The organism is Microbacterium candidum, assembly GCF_030315975.1.
Taxonomy (GTDB): Bacteria; Actinomycetota; Actinomycetes; order Actinomycetales; family Microbacteriaceae; genus Microbacterium; species Microbacterium candidum.
In genome coordinates, this window is record NZ_JASXSZ010000001.1 from 375,512 (window position 1) to 391,023 (window position 15,512).

Genomic DNA, 15,512 nt, shown 5'->3' on the forward strand with positions numbered 1-15,512 from the left:
CGATGGATGCGTTTTGGGGTCCCTGCTGTGCGCTGAGCGTCGAATGCGAACACGGGGGGCCGGCGCAATGGCGATGATCGAATATGCCCGCACGAGACGCGCGGCATCTGAATGGGCGAAGAAGCGCTCGCGGCTGCGGCTCCGGCGGCTGGTGGCGGCCGTGGTCGCCCCGCTCACCGTGCTGGCGCTCATCCTCGGCACGGCAGCGCCGGCCTCCGCGGCCGGAAGCGCGCAGCTGACGGTGAGCGTGGTCGCGGTGAATGCCAGCACCGGGACTCCGATCACGAGCCTGGCGCCTGGGGCATATCCCGGGTTGACCCAGAAGATCGCGTTCCGGGTCGACTTCTCGTGCGTGAGCGCGAATTGCGACAACGCCACGGTGAAGTTCGACCCGACCGCACTCGATCCGAACTACAACTACTACCGGCTGCTGACGAAGTCCGGCTTCACGCCGCCGCTGTCCGGTGGCACATTGTCCGGCTCCGACACTGCCGGCTGGACTGTCTCTCTCAACGACTTGGCCGCGGGTCAGTCCGGCCAGTTCACGCTCGAGTATCAGACCGGTGCGTCGGGCTGCTGGGACTGGAACGTTGGACGTGACGGGCAGTACACCAACTGTCCCGTCGTGAACTTCCCTAACGGCTTCCCGATCACGCAGACGGTGCGCGGCAATGCAGACACCGCTTCGGGTGAGAAAGTCGCCACGAGCGCCACCGTCCAATGGACCATCCCGACCCCGTCTCCGACGGTCGCGTACGGCGACATGTACGACGCGAACGGCACCCACATTCCCGCCGGCGGAACGCTCTCCACCGACACCGACTACCGCTTCAATGTCAACTTCGCGAGTGGGTGCGTGTGGGGGCGGGTGACCGCGTATCTCGTCGTCGATCCTCTCCCGGATATCTGCGCGAGCGGCTACACCGTCACGCAGCAGCTTCCGATCGGCGCCGTGTACGTCCCGTCATCGGGCGATGGCAGCCCCACGGTCTCCGGCACGTGGGCGACCGGTCAGATCCTCACCTGGACGGGGCCCGCATGGTCGAAGCCTGGGGCGAACACGTCCGCGATCGGGTGGGGCGCGGCCAACGGCTTCGACAGCTACACCGGCGCCGTTCCGCGGGTCATCACGATCAAGTTCCCACGCGCCAACCTCGCGCCGTTTCCGGCACAGGAGTGCAACTACTCCACGACCACCAACGGACCGGTCGCGAACGCGACTGCGACGTACATCAGCATGCCCGGCACGCCCGGAGACGTCCGCACGGCGAACCAGCCGGCGAACTCCGGCTACGTCATCCGATGCGTCGACCCGTTCCCTCGCGCGCTGATGGACCCGAAGCAGTCGACATATGACGGCGCGCAGCGCCCCGTCACGGCGGATGCGACCGTGGTGATCCCGACGACGGGTGAGAACGACAAGCAGTGGAACGTCACGGTCGCCAACACGGCGAACATCTGGGGCGTCGCCGTCGTCACGGACAACACCCTGGACCTTCCGGATCTGCCCGTTTATCAGATCACCACTTCGGCGACCGGATCGACGATTCGCTGGACCGCAACGGACGGCACGACGACCGTGTCGGGGACGTCGACCGACACGGCGAACGCTCCTGTGGGGTTCCACTTCGTCACGTCGACGGTGACGTCGCCGCGGTTGGCTCCGCCGAACCAGCTTCCGGAGCAGACGTACCGGACGAACTTCACGGTCTCTTACAAGTACCGCGTCACGCCCGGCGCCACGAACCCGACGCTCCGGCGTATCAACACAGCGTCCGCAGTGATGCAATGGCCCGACTACCCGCAGTTCCCCGACACGCAGCTCGGCCCGACTTCCGGAGCGGTCACGCTCATCGCGCCGTTCGGCAAGATCGACACCTGGAAGGGCGCGTGGGGCTCTGGCAGCAATACGACCGACCAGCCGCACCCGCCGACGACGACCGACGCCACCATCCCCGCTACCGGTGCACCGGCCCAGCAGTTCTACTGGAACGTGTACGTGGGGAACTTCGGCAACGCACCTGCCACGGCGACCGTCACGGACCCCAATCTCGACTTCCTCGGTGTCTCGACCGTGAGGATCATCCCTTACATCCGCTATGGCTGGAACGGCGGCTACGTCCAGGTGCAGGCGAACATCCAGTACAAGCTGGATGACGGTACGACCGGGACGGTGACGAGCGCCGACTGGTGGGCACCTGCGGGTCGGCGCATCGTCTCCGCCACGGTGACCAGCGTGCCGCAGGTCACCGGAGGGTCGACCTTCCCCACGGACACCAACTACAACGCGTTCGTCGTCACGTTCTGGGGGTCGATCAGCGACGCTGCAGTCCCGGATTCGCGGTTCACGAACAACGCGACCGGATCGCTCAACTACGGCACGACGTCGCTGGGAACGCTGACGAAGGACACAGCCCACACCATCCACCTGGTGGGCCAGGCGCAGACCATGACGGCGACGATGAGAGCTCCGGCCATCTCGGACGGCGCGTCGCAGGCGACCACCGCGTCGAATGTCACCTTCACTGTGTGCGGAGCGACCGCGAACGTGCCGCTGAACCGGGACATGACGCCGGAGTACGTCTTCATGGCGCCGGTCGGGTGGAACATCACGCCCGGTTCGGCGTCGTTCCCTGCGGGCAGTGTGCCGGCGGGCGTGACGTTCGCCTACAACACGGTGACCGTCGCGGGCGTGCCGCGTCAGGTCGCGGTTGCCACATGGCCGGCGGGCACCTCATGGGGCAAGAACACGAACCTGCCGTGCATGAGCGTGATTGCGCGTCCCACCTCGGCGGTCCCGGCGGGGACCCAGAGCGTGGCACGCGGGTTCCTCACCAATACGGCGAACGTGATCGCCGGTGACGTGTTCAGCAATCAATTCCTCGACGCACCCGACATCGACTCGAATCCGGCCACGTTGCGGTTCAGTGAGTCGACGCCGCCGACGGTCGTTCCGGTCGCAGCCGTCGCGGCGATGCAGGTGTTGAAGGAGATCTGTCAGCCCGACGCGACCCAGGCCGACGGGTGCAAGTGGTACGCCGACCCGAACAATCGCGTCGGCGTGCCGCCGAACTCGACGTCGATCAAGTACCGCATCTCCGTGATCAATACCGGCAACACGAACCTCTCCGACGTGGTCGGATACGACGTCTTGCCGTACCCGGGCGACACCGGGACGAGTGACGCGACAGCGGGGGACCAGCGAGGCTCCACCTTCGATGAGACCGTGCAGTCGGTGACCACTCCGACCAACGGTGCGGTCGCAGCGTTCTCGACGTCGACGCAACCGTGCCGTGCCGAGGTGAGCTCGCTGACCCCTCCCGCGTGCACCGACGACTGGAACAACATCACCTCGACGGGCGCACAGGCGATACGGCTGTCCCGCGCGGGGGTGCTCGCTCCTGGGACCTCGTTCTCGATGGGGTACACGGCTGCCGTGAATAATGCGCCCGGCTTCGGCGCCGTCGCGTGCAACTCATTCGCCGTGAAGGCGGTCGGCCTGTCCCTGGTGTCCGAGCCGGCGCCGGTGTGCGCATCGATCGAGGAGACCGACCTTCAGATCACGGCGGGGACCCCGCAGTTGCAGGACGGGCGTCCGGGGGTGCTGCCGTGGACGGTGGTGAACAACGGCGGCGCGCCGTCGACGACGGGCGAGGCCGCGTTCAAGATCCCGGCCGGGTTGCAGGTGACGTCGTTCACCCCGACGGGGTGGGTGTGCACCGCCGTGGACGGTTCCGGGAACCCGGTGTACGGGACCGCGACCGGTCCGGCGACCCTGACGTGCACGCCGAAGAGCCCGCTGCTTCTCGGCGTCCCCCAGGCGATCAACCTCGCGGTGCAGCCGACGACGACGAGTCGGCTCACCATCCCCGCGCACGTCTCGGGGCGGATGTTCGATCAGAACCCGGCGAACAACGATGCTATCGAGCAGGTGACGCCGACGCCTCCTGCAGCAGGGATCGCGCTGACGAAGGACGACGGGGTCACCACCGCCAAGCCGGGCGACACGCTCACCTACACGATCACGGGGACGAACACGCTCGACTTCGAGACCCTCGTGGCGCCGACACTGAAAGACACGCTGCCCGGCGGGGTGCAGTACGTCTCGTCCTCCAACGGCGGTGCGCTCAGCAATGGCGTAGTGACCTGGACGCTGCCGGACATGCCCGGCGGCGGCACGGTGACCAGGACCGTGACGGTGAAGGTGCTCACCACGATCGCGATGGCGACCCTGACGAACAGCGCGACCGTCTCGGCACCGGACCCCGCGTTCGCCGGGACCACGCTCTCCGCCGTGGCGACGGACGTCGACAACGTCGTGACGAACCCGAAGCTAACACTCGTGAAGAGCTCGTCCACCCCGACGTTCGCGGCGGTCGATGATGTCGTCACGTACACGTTCTCGTCGCAGAACACAGGTGACGTGACGCTGCACGATGTAGCGATCAGCGACCCGTTGCCGGGCCTGAGCACAGTGAAATACGGCATCTGGCCCGGTGGGGCAGGCACCGATGGGGTGCTGGCGCCGGGTCAGACCATCACTGCGACTGCGACGTACAAGATCACCCAGGGAGACCTCGACGCCACGAAGGTCGACAACATCGCGACGGTGACGGGCTCGACCCCCGGCGGCGTGAACGACGTGACGGCGACCGGCCATAGGGAGGTGACGAGCACCGCCGCGCCGTCGATCTCGTTGGTGAAGTCGACGTCGTCGGTGGTCGCGAAGGCGGGTGATCCGGTGGTCTACACGTTCCTCGTCACGAACACGGGTCCTTTGACGCTGAAGACGGTCGGGATCGTGGACGCGATGAAGGGCCTGTCCGACATCGTCTTCGGCAACTGGCCGGGCCAGGACAAGATGCTGGCACCGGGCCAATCGGTGTCCGCGACCGCGACCTACAAGGCCACGCAGGCGGACGTGGACGCGGGGACGATCGTAAATACGGCGACCGCGGACGGCACGACGTCGGCGGGCGTGGATGTCACGTCCGCCAAGGTGGTGGTTCCCTTGTCGATCGCCCGGACGGCGGGGATCACGCTCGACAAGACGGCGACGTACGGCATCGGGCAGACGGGGAAGGCGGGGGAGAAGATCAACTACGTCTTCACGGCCACCAACACGGGGAACACGACCCTCACCGCTGTGACGATCGCCGACCCGTTGCCGGGTCTGTCGAAGATCGCCTACGGTGACTGGCCGGATCGCACGGCGGGTCTCCTGCTGCCCGGGCAGTCGGTGACGGCGACCGCGTCGTACACGGTCACCCAAGCTGACGTGGATGGCCTGAAGGGTGTCACGAATACCGCGACGGTGACGTCCATGGCGCCGAACGGGGCGAGCCCGAGCGCGACCTCCACCAAACACATGGATACGCCGGCGACGTCCGGGATCCAGTTGGTGAAGACCGCGGATCGCGGCACGGGTGTTCCGAAGGTCGGGGATGTGGTGACATACCACTTCGCGGCGACGAACCTCGGCGTGGTCACCCTGACCGGTGTGACGATCAAGGACCCGATGGTGGGGCTGTCGAAGATCCGATACGGCACGTGGCCGGACGGGGAAGTCGGCACGCTCCTTCCCGGGAGCACGATCACCGCGACCGCGACCTACACGCTGACTCAGGCGGACGTCGATGCGAGCAAGGTCGTGAACACGGCAACAGTGGTGGGTGACCCGTCGGCCGGTGACCCGGTCACGTCGAACGCCACGGTGACACGGGTGCTGCCCGGGGATGCGAAGCTCGCGTTCCACAAGGCCGGGTCCATCGCGCAAGGGGCGTGGAAGACGGGCGAGACCGTCACATACGGGTTCATCGTCGGCAACACCGGCAACGTGACGCTGTCGAACGTCGTGATCACGGACCCGCTGCCGGGCCTCACGACGATCACCTACCAGTGGCCGGGGAAGGATGGAGTCCTGGCCCCCGGACAGACGGCGACCGCGACCGCGACGTACAAGCTGACCGCCGCTGACATCGCGAAACTGTCGCTCGCCAACACGGCGACCGCGACGAGCGACCGCGCCCCGGCGGTGACCGATTCCGTCACCCTTACGGGTCCGGCAGACCCGCCGCCGGGTCTGCCCCCGACGGGGGGCACGATCAGCATCCTCCCCATTGCTGCAGGCTCCCTGCTGCTCGGCGGCGGACTGCTGCTGGTGCTGGTGACGCGCCGGCGCCGCACCCGAAAGAACTGACCACGGGTCACCCCGGGAGCCTGCCACGACCCCAGCGCGGCGGGCTCCCGGTGGCGTCAGCTCTCGACGGTCACTCCACGGCGGGGACGAGCGTGTACACGCGCTCCTCGACGTCACGTCCCACGCCCGGAGCGAACGAGGTCATGCGCGACACCTCGGTGAAGCCGAGCTTCTCCAGGACGGCGATGGATGCCGCGTTGTGCGACGCGACCCGCGCGAACAGCGGGCGCGTCGCCTCGTGAGAGACGAGCAGCCGGAGCGCCGCCGTCGCGACGCCGCGGCCCCGTGCGTGCCGGGCGATCCAGTACGTCACCTCGCGGTCGCCGTCGATCGTGAAGGCGCCCGCGGTGCCCGCGAAGCCGCCGTCCTCGGTGACGACCAGCATCTCGGTGTCCGGGTTCGCGCGGTTCCGCGCGACCCACGAGTCGAACGCCTCGCGATCGTCCGGATCGGACGCCGTGAACGCCGCCTGCGCGATCGCATCGCGGTCGCGCATCATCTCGAAGACCGCGTCGAGGTCGTCGTCGTCGAGGTCGCGCAGTTCGATGTGCCTCACAGCGGCAGACTAGCGGCGCGTCATTCCCAGGGGTACCCGATGCCGCAGGCGGATCAGGGCCTCCGCAGACTCCCCGTCGCGGGCGGCGACCGCCTCCCGCAGGGCGAGGTAGTCGACCCGGCGCTCGACCGGGTCCTCCCCGTACGGCTGCCAGCCGACGGTGTTGCGGCGCATCGCGTAGTCCGCCTCATCCATCACCGTGCGCATGACGGCGTTGCCGCCGGCATCCATGACGAAGCGGAAGAAGGTCGCATTCGTCTGCACCAGGCGGCCGTGGTCATTGGCATCGGATGCCGCGATCACGTCGTCCAGCATCCGCAGTGCGGTCTCGAGGTCTTCGTCCGAGCATCGGGGAAGGGCCATCGAGAGCGCGTTGCCCATCATGTAGACCATGAACTCGCGCGAGTCCTCGTAGAGCTTGTGGTCGGGCACGGACACGCGGGTCCAGCGATTCGCCGCGACTTCCACGAGTCCGATGCGCTCGAGCCGCTGGAGCGCCTCGCGCACCGGCGTGCGCGACACCCCGAGGCTCTCGGCCAGATCGACGTCCTTCAGCGTGAGGCCCGGCTCCAGCCGCCCGTCGAGGATGGCCTCGGCGATGACCGAGTACACGTCCTCACGCAGAGTCGCGCCCCTCGGTTCGAGGCGGGAGAAGGCGGCGTCGATGCTCATAGGCTCCCCAAGTCTATGGTTTTGCATGTTAATTCCATGCAACGTTTCCGTCACCTTACGACTTAGCACATGTGCGGGGTTGGTTTCTTCGTTACGGTGGACCGCAAGACCGGTGCAAGTCGTGCCGGGAAGTGCAGAGAACGGCAGTACATGAGCACGCAGGGCACCGTCAAGTGGTTCAACTCGGAGAAGGGCTTCGGCTTCATCGCGCCGGATGACGGCGGAGCCGACGTCTTCGCCCACTACACCGCGATCCAGGCCAACGGCTACCGCAGCCTTGAAGAGAACCAGCGCGTCGAGTTCGACGTCGCGCAGGGACCGAAGGGTCTGCAGGCGGAGAACATCCGCCCGATCTGAGATCGGCTGTAAGAGGAAGGACCGGATGCTGAGGCATCCGGTCCTTTCTTCGTACTCGAGGCGTCGCGGTCAATCGCGGCGGACGAGATCCAGTCCCGCGCCCGCGAACTGACGCAGCGTCGCATCGGGGAGGAACGCCCGCGTGAGGCCGGTGGCGATGCCCGCGAGGTCGCCTTCGTCGCGGTACAGCAGGTACATCCGGTCGTAGCGCGGGTGGAACTTCTGCTTGAAGCGGTGCAATGCCTGGAAGCCGTACACCGGCTCGAGCGCCGTCGCGAGGCGCTCGGTGAGATCACCGATGATGCCCGGCTCGCGCGGACCCTCGTGCGTGAGCGGCGCGCCGGAGAGCGAAGCCACCTGGGCGCCCTCGTCGCGGAACGCGCGCACCGACGAGCCGAGGAGGAACTCCATGACCGTCTGGAAACCGCCCTCGCGGCGGCGCATGAGATCGAGCGTCCAGCCGTACACCTCGCCACCGGGGGCGTAGCGGGGGAGCCACGAGAGGAACCCCTCGACATCCCCGTTCTCCGACACCGCGAGGGCGAGGCGGACCTCCGGGTCCTCCGCCTCGTCGAGCGTGCCCAGCGTGAACGACATCTCGGGGAGTCCGCGGTCGCCGACCCACATCTCGGAGATCGCGCGCAGCTGCTGCTGAACGCCCCACGGCTCGTCCTTCAGATGCGTCAGCCGGAACGTGACCCCCTCGCGTTCGGCGCGGTTCAGCGCCGTGCGGATGTTGTTCCAGCGCTTGCCCGTGAACTCGAGGCCGGGGAGGTCGACGATGGTGTCGTCCGCGACGACGAGGCTCCGCCATCCGCGCGGCACGGCCGCCTTCGTCGGCGCGGTGGCGCTGAAGAAGCAGGGGATGAGCGCCTGGTGCTCGACCGCCTCGATGAACTCGCGCGTCGATCGGGCGACCCCGGACGACGGGCCGAGGGGGTCGCCGAGCGCGATCGCCACTCCCGAGCGCTTCTGGTACGCCACGATGCCGGTGCTCGTGCGCAGGTAGCTGTTGCCGTCCCACGTCGCCATCCACGACAGCGTCCCGCCGCCGTACGTGTGGATCTCGGCCTTCACGTCGTCCACCGTCGGCTCGGTGTGCGCGCCGACCCGCGACCTGCGGCGCACGCGGAACGCGCCCCGCACGAGGATGAGGTAGACGAACGCGAGGATCCACAGGACGCCGGTCGCCAGAGACACGGACGGGTCGCCGCGCAGCAGATCCTTCATCTCGACCCAGCCCTCGAGCGCGATGAGCAGGATCAGCAGCGCCATGCTGAGGATGTTGACGAGCGCGAGGGCGATGCTCACGATCCATGCCCAGCGGCGGCCGCGGCGCAGGCCGTTGGCGGCGAGGCCGATGATCACGACGTCGGTCAGGATGTCGATCGCCGAACCCGAGACAGGGGCCGTGGGGCCGAACAGGCCGTCGGTCGGCACGATCAGCACGATGATCTCGATGGCACCCAGGGTGATGAGCCCGAGGAAGGCGAGGAGCCGCTGCTCGCGAACGGTGGTGCGGCGCAGGCGCAGAGAGCGGTCGAAGGCGAGGACGAGGAGGACCCCGAGGAGGTGCTCGAGGTCGAGCACATTGCCCCAGAACAGCATCGCGACGAACAGCCAGGCCAGCAGCAGTGCCCAGCCGCGGACCCGCCACGGCGCTTTGAAGAGGCCGATCGCGGCGGCGATGCACGCCATCACCCCGCCGCCCGGCCCGACGTCGATGCGGGCGGCCTGATCCTGCGCCCACTCCCACGGCGTGAATCGCAGGATCCACAGCAGGAGGGCGGCCGCGAAGATCGCGAACAGCTGGCCGACCCAGAAATACGACAGTGCGACGCGCCAGCCGCGGCGGAACTCGAGGAAGGCCATGCCGGCGAAGCCGATGATCACGATGACGTAGATCCACGGAAAGGCGACGAGGAAGGTGCCGGTGAACGGCGTCCACCAGCGCCCCGCCTCGAAGGCGGGCAGGCCGTAGGCGAACGTCCCCCACCAGGGGCTCTTGCGGAAGGGATGCCACAGCCCCTGCGAGACGACGCCGACGATGAGGATCGCCGCGATCATCGCGATCGTCCCGGGCGTACGCCTCAGCACCGCGATCACGCGGTTCGCAGTCCGAGGCACGGCATCCGTCACGAATCGAGCCTAATGAAGGGGATGCCGAGTATCTGCCCTGTCACGCAGAAACCGCCGATCACGCAGGAACTTCGGATCACGCCGCAATGCCCGGTCACGCAGCGACGAGAAGAAGCGCTCGCAGCTGGTCAACGTCGTCGACAGCGGCCTGCGCGCCCGCCTCCTCGTACGGCCAGCTGAAACCCCACCGCACGAAGATCACGGGGACGTCGTTGGCGCCGCCGCCTTCGATGTCGTGGTGCCGATCGCCGATCAGCACGGGGCGGCTCGTGTCGACGCCCGCCGCGTCGAGCCGGCGCAGCGCCTCTGCGACGATGTCGGCCTTCGCGCCGAGGGTCTTCTCGTCGGGGGATGCGCCCGCGATCGTCGTGAAATCGCCGTCGAGGCCGAAGAAGTCCATGAGGGCGACGACCTGGTTCTCCGGCTTGGAGCTGGCCGTCGCCTGCGGGATGCCGGCGGCGTGGATCTCGGCGATGAGCTCGCCGACGCCCGGGTAGACGCGTGCGCCGGCGGTGTACCCCTCCTGCTTGCTGAGCGAACGGTAGAAGGCGACGGCCTCGGACGCCTTCTCGGGCGTCATCCCGACGTTCTGCTGGAACGACAGGAACATCGGCGGACCGATCCAGTGCGCCAGCTCCTCGCGCTGCACCGGAGGCCGGCCGAAGTGCTCGAGGGTCAGCGCCAGACGCTTGAGGATCGCCACCGATCCGTCGACGATCGTGCCGTCGACGTCCCAGAGGATGCAGGTCCAGGGGGAGCGGGGGCCGTCAGAAGAGGCGGGGTGCACCGGACTCGATCCCTTTCATCTCGTCGTAGTCGAGGGTGACGCAGCGGATGCCGCGGTCGTTCGCGAGGACCTTGGCCTGCGGCTTGATCTCCTGTGCCGCGAAGACGCCCGAGACGGGGGCGAGATGCGGGTCGCGTCCGAGCAGCTCGAGGTAGCGCGTGAGCTGCTCGACGCCGTCGATGTCGCCGCGGCGCTTGACCTCGACGGCGATGGTTCCGCCGGCGGGATCGCGCAGGAGGAGGTCGACGGGGCCGATCGCCGTCGGGAACTCCCGACGGACGAGCGTCAGGCCCTCGCCGATGACCCCGACCTGCTCGGCGAGCAGGCGCTGGAGGTCGGCCTCGACGCCGTCCTTCTGCAGGCCCGGATCGATGCCGAGCTCATGCGTCGAGTCGTGCAGGATCTCGTGGATGCGGACGACGAGAGCATCGCCCGTCTTCGCGTGCGTGACGCGCCATTGCTCGGCGACGCCCTCGCCCGAGGGCTCCTCGACCGTGAGCGTGCAGGGCGGGCTCATCCAGTTCAACGGCTTGTAGGACCCGCCGTCGGAGTGCACGAGCAGGCTTCCGTCGCCCTTGTGGACGAGCAGGCGGGTCGCGAGCGGGAGGTGGGCGTTGAGGCGCCCGGAGTAGTCCACCGAGCAGCGGGCGATGACGAGACGCACCCGAAGAGCCTACCCGCGCGTGCATGCGAGAAACTCGGAGGATGGGTCAGGGCGAAGCGACGGACGTAGTGCCCCGCCGCGCCCGGTGGACCATCGTCGCGCTTGCGCTCGGCACGACCCTCAATCCGCTCAACTCGTCGATGATCGCCGTGGCGCTGCTGTCGCTGCAGCAGGACTTCGGGCTCGACATCGCGTCGGTGACGTGGGTCATCACGGTCTTCTACATCGCCTCGACGATCGGCCAGCCGCTCATGGGGCGTGTGATCGACGCGTTCGGGCCACGTCGCGTGTTCTGCATCGGCATGGTGGTCGTGGTCGTCGCGGCCGCCATGGCGCCGCTCGCCTCGACGGGCGGGTTCTGGCTCGTGCTCCTCTCGCGCGGCATCCTGGCGCTCGGCACCTCCGTCGCGTTCCCCGCCGCCGTGGCGCTCGTCGGGCCGCTGGCCGCGGCGAGCGGCGCCACCCCGCCGCGCCTGCTCGCCCGCATCCAGATCGCCAACACGGCCGCGGCCGCGCTGGGGCCGGTGGTGGGTGGCATCCTCATCGCCGTCGCCGGATGGCCGGCGATCTTCCTCGTGAACATCCCCCTCGCGATCGGCGCGTTCGTCGGCGTCTGGCGGCTCGCGCCGCGCGACGAGAAGCGCACCGGGGTCTCGGCATCAGCCGTCATCCGGGTGCTCGACCCGCCGGGCGTCCTGACCTTCGCAATCGCCGCCGTGGCCCTGCTGATGGCGCTCCTCGGCGCCGCCGGTGACGCCGTCTGGGTCTTCGTCGCGGTCGGCGTCGTCGCGCTCGGCTTGTTCGTCTGGCGCGAGCTGCTTGCAGTGGCGCCGTTCATCGACGTGCGGATGCTCGCCGCGAACCCCGCGCTGTCCTTCACATACGTCGCGTTCACGATCTTCAGCGCGCTGTTCTACCTCGCGTTCTTCGGACTGCCGCAGTTCCTCGAATCGTTCGGCGGGTACTCGACGGCGATCGTGGGGTTCCTCCTGCTGCCGCTGTCGGGCATGACGGTCGCGCTCGCGCCTCTCGTCGCTCGCGCGATCGACCGGCGAGGCCTCATCCCCGTGCTCGTCACGGGCGCCGTCCTGCTGCTCGTCGCGGCGGGACTGCTCGGGATCGGCGTGGTCACCACGGCGCCGGGATGGATGCTGGTCATGGCCGCCGTCATGGGCATCCCGTACTGCATCGGCTCGCTCGCGATGACGGAGGCCGTGCGCAGGTCGGCGCCCCCGCACGCGGTCGGCGTCGCGTCGGGCCTCCTGCAGTCGACGCGCTACCTCGGCGCGATCATCGCGACGGTCGTCCTCGGGCGCCTCATCGCGAGCGGAGTGGATGCCGCATCCTGGGCCGCGGTGGTCGTCGCAGCCGTCGCGATCGGCGTGGTGCACCTCGCTGTGACGCTGATCGCGGCATCCGTCATCCGTCGGCGCCGGGCGTGATTGCGCGCCTCGGGGACTCCTGGATACTGGCCCCCGAGCCCCTCGAGGGGTCGTCCGATGCTGCACAGCTGCGACCCCTCGCTCCCCATGCCCACTCCACACGGCGCTGGCGCGCCGCGCGGAGCCTCCGGGCGTGGGGCCCCAGGCTCGGGGACCGGAGTGCTGGAGGCTGAGGTGTGTTCACCGTTCCCCCTTCTCGCCGACTTGCCGCGAGTGGTGGGAATGATCCCTCGCATACTCGCCCTACGCGACAAGTCGGTGCGGGATCAGGCCTCGGACTGAGCGCGGCCGGCGCCGACCGTCGAGCCGGCGATCGGCTTGGCGGCTCCCGATGCGAAGCCGGACAGTGCGATGAGGCCGACGAGGATCCACAGGGTGTTGAGCAGTCCGATGTGGTGGCTGATCCAGCCGAGGATCGGCGGGCCGCACAGGAACGCGATGTAGCCGATCGTCGCCGCGGCGCTGACGGAGGCTGCGGCCTTCGTCGGGTCGTCCGCGGCGGCGGACATGCCGAGCGGGAAGCCGAGCGAAGCCCCCACGCCCCACAGCGCGACGCCGACCAGGGCGACAGGCAGCGAAGGCGCCAGGATGAAGACGATGAGGCCGATGCCGGCGGCGACCGCGAGGATGCGGAGTGTCCACACGCGTCCGAACCGGTCGACGAGCGGGCCACCGAGCGCCCGCACGGTCGTCATCGCGATGGAGAACACCGTCAGCGCGATCGCGCCCTGCGCGACGGTGCCGTCGTGCCCGTCGACGACGGCGAGCGGGAGCCAGTCGTTCGCCCCGCCCTCGGCGAACGCCATGCCGAGCATGATCGCGCCGATCGCATAGGTGCGGGGGTCGCGCCACACGGCGACGGCCGCGGCGAACTTGTCCCGGCGGCTGGGCGCAGCCTCGTCGGCCACGGGATCCTCGACGGCTTCGCGCACCGGTACGAAGGCGACCGCCACGATGCCGCCTATCACGACGACGGCGCCCACGATCCACAGGTGCCAGCCGATGCCGACGCCCCACCACGTCATCGCGACGCCGATGGCTGCGCCCGCGACGGTGCCGAGGCTGAACAGCGCATGGAAGAGAGGCATGATCGTGCGGTCGGTCGCACGCTCGATCGCGGCGCCCTCCACGTTCATCATGACGTCGGTGGACCCCATCCCGAGGCCCATGATCGCAAGGCCCGTGCCGGTCAGCGCGTACGACTCGAACGTCTGCGCACCGAGGCCCGTGAGCAGGATGCCGACGGCGAAGATCGCGATGCCGAGGAACAGTCCGCGGCGGGCGCCCCAGCGGGCGAGCAGCACGTTCGCGAGCGACAGGCCGATGATCGATGCGGCGCCCGACGCGAACAGGAGCAGCCCGAGCTGGAAGTCGTCGATCCCGAGGTTGGCCTTGGCCGTCGGGACGCGCGACGCCCACGTCGCGAAGCCGAGCCCGGTCGCGAAGAAGATCGCGAACACCGCCGTGCGCCAGTGCACGAGCTGGGAGCGGGTGAGGGCGGTGTCCATCCGGACAGCATATCGAATCGATTCGATCCTGTCAGGCCGATGCGGGCTACCATCGGAGGACCATGAGTTCGCGCAGAGCCACGATCGCCGACGTCGCCCGAGAGGCGGGGGTGTCGGCATCCACCGCATCCGTCGTCTTCAGCGGCAAGACGCCGGTGTCGGACGCGACGCGGCGGAAGGTGCTGGATGCCGCATCCTCTCTCGGCTACACCGGTCCCGACCCGCTCGCCGCTTCGCTGCGGCGCGGCCGCTCGGGGATCGTCGGTGTCGTCTTCCAGGACCACCTCGGCCGCGTCTTCCTCGATCCGGTCGTGACCCACATGATGGACGGGCTCGCGGATGCGGTCGCCCCGCTCGGCGCGGGCCTGCTCCTCCTTCGCGACGACCCCGCCGCAGAGGCGTCATCGGAGCCGTCGATCACGACGGCCCCGATCGACGCGGCCGTGCTCATCGGATGCAGTCCGCGGCTGCGTGACCAGCTCGACATCCTCGCCGCGCGCGGGATCCCGGTCGTGGTGATCGAGGGGGATGCGGGCCCTGGCGTCGCACGCATCGATCTCGACAATCGCGAGGCGCAGCGGGAGGTCGCCCAGCACCTGCGCCGGCTCGGGCACACGGACGTGGTCTCCCTCACGCTTCCCGCCGACGCGCGGCGCACCGCGGGGTGGATCCGCGACGACGAGGACATCGTCACCGACGTGACGCGGATCCGGCTCGCGGGCGCGCGCGACGTGTTCCCGGAGGCGAAGGCGTTCGCCGCCACGGCGAGCTCCATCGACGAGGGCTTCGCCGCCGGCCGCGCGATCCTCGCCGCGGGGACTCCCACGGCCGTGATCGCGCAGAGCGACCTGCTCGCGGCCGGGATGATCCGGGCGGCCGAGGAGGCGGGCCTGCGGGTACCGGAGGACCTCTCGGTCACCGGGTTCGACGGTGTGACCGTCGACGGCCTCGCGCCCTATGAGCTCACCACGATGGCGCAGCCGGCGACCGACAAGGGCCGGGCGGCGGGCGAGGCCGTGGCGGCGCGCATGGAAGGGAGGGATGCTGCATCCTTCCGTTTCACGTGCACCTTCCGCGGCGGGAACACGACGGCCGCGCCGCGCGAGCCGCAGGCGAGCCCGCATGATGCAGGAAACATGAGCGCAACAGCCCGCCGATAGAGTGGGGGAACACCCGAAATCGCCCGAG

At 68.9% G+C, this 15,512-nt stretch carries 10 protein-coding genes; 4 read left to right on the forward strand and 6 right to left on the reverse strand.

Translation table 11 applies throughout. From position 1 onward, the window contains the following. Positions 1-67: 67 nt before the first annotated feature. On the forward strand, positions 68-6,199 hold the full coding sequence (locus QSV35_RS01880; RefSeq protein WP_286286140.1) for a DUF7507 domain-containing protein: 6,132 nt from the start codon (positions 68-70) through the stop codon (positions 6,197-6,199). Positions 6,200-6,269: 70 nt separating this feature from the next. Here the strand turns inward: QSV35_RS01880 and QSV35_RS01885 are convergent, their stop codons facing one another. Both QSV35_RS01885 and QSV35_RS01890 read right to left on the reverse strand, forming a co-directional pair. Then, entirely contained in the window at positions 6,270-6,755 is a 486-nt protein-coding gene (locus QSV35_RS01885) for a GNAT family N-acetyltransferase (protein WP_286286141.1), read from the reverse strand. Positions 6,756-6,764: 9 nt separating this feature from the next. Beyond that, the gene (locus QSV35_RS01890) at positions 6,765-7,427 is read right to left on the reverse strand and encodes a GntR family transcriptional regulator (protein ID WP_286286143.1); all 663 of its coding nucleotides are present in this window, start codon (positions 7,425-7,427) and stop codon (positions 6,765-6,767) included. A 150-nt stretch (positions 7,428-7,577) separates the two neighbouring features. On the opposite strand from QSV35_RS01890, the gene QSV35_RS01895 reads away from it, so the two are divergent. Further along, positions 7,578-7,784, forward strand: a complete 207-nt coding sequence (locus QSV35_RS01895; protein ID WP_286286145.1) for a cold-shock protein — start codon at positions 7,578-7,580, stop codon at positions 7,782-7,784. Positions 7,785-7,853: 69 nt separating this feature from the next. Here the strand turns inward: QSV35_RS01895 and QSV35_RS01900 are convergent, their stop codons facing one another. The 3 genes from QSV35_RS01900 to nucS form a co-directional block, all read right to left on the reverse strand. Next, positions 7,854-9,923: a bifunctional lysylphosphatidylglycerol flippase/synthetase MprF gene (locus QSV35_RS01900; protein ID WP_353618950.1), complete on the reverse strand. Its 2,070-nt coding sequence runs from the start codon at positions 9,921-9,923 to the stop codon at positions 7,854-7,856. 94 nt (positions 9,924-10,017) lie between these two features. After that, positions 10,018-10,710, reverse strand: coding sequence for an HAD hydrolase-like protein (locus tag QSV35_RS01905; RefSeq protein ID WP_286286147.1), 693 nt, complete (start codon positions 10,708-10,710; stop codon positions 10,018-10,020). Beyond that, entirely contained in the window at positions 10,691-11,374 is a 684-nt protein-coding gene (gene nucS / locus QSV35_RS01910) for an endonuclease NucS (RefSeq protein ID WP_286286149.1), read from the reverse strand. Before nucS ends, QSV35_RS01905 begins: the two co-directional genes overlap by 20 nt. A gap of 41 nt (positions 11,375-11,415) precedes the next feature. Between nucS and QSV35_RS01915 the strand changes: the two genes are divergently transcribed. Further along, positions 11,416-12,816, forward strand: coding sequence for an MFS transporter (locus QSV35_RS01915; RefSeq protein WP_286286151.1), 1,401 nt, complete (start codon positions 11,416-11,418; stop codon positions 12,814-12,816). A gap of 266 nt (positions 12,817-13,082) precedes the next feature. Here the strand turns inward: QSV35_RS01915 and QSV35_RS01920 are convergent, their stop codons facing one another. Beyond that, the gene (locus tag QSV35_RS01920) at positions 13,083-14,324 is read right to left on the reverse strand and encodes an MFS transporter (protein WP_286286153.1); all 1,242 of its coding nucleotides are present in this window, start codon (positions 14,322-14,324) and stop codon (positions 13,083-13,085) included. Between the two features lie 62 nt (positions 14,325-14,386). Here QSV35_RS01920 and QSV35_RS01925 point away from each other — a divergent pair, with 62 nt between their 5' ends. After that, on the forward strand, positions 14,387-15,484 hold the full coding sequence (locus QSV35_RS01925; RefSeq protein WP_286286155.1) for a LacI family DNA-binding transcriptional regulator: 1,098 nt from the start codon (positions 14,387-14,389) through the stop codon (positions 15,482-15,484). Positions 15,485-15,512: the final 28 nt, after the last annotated feature.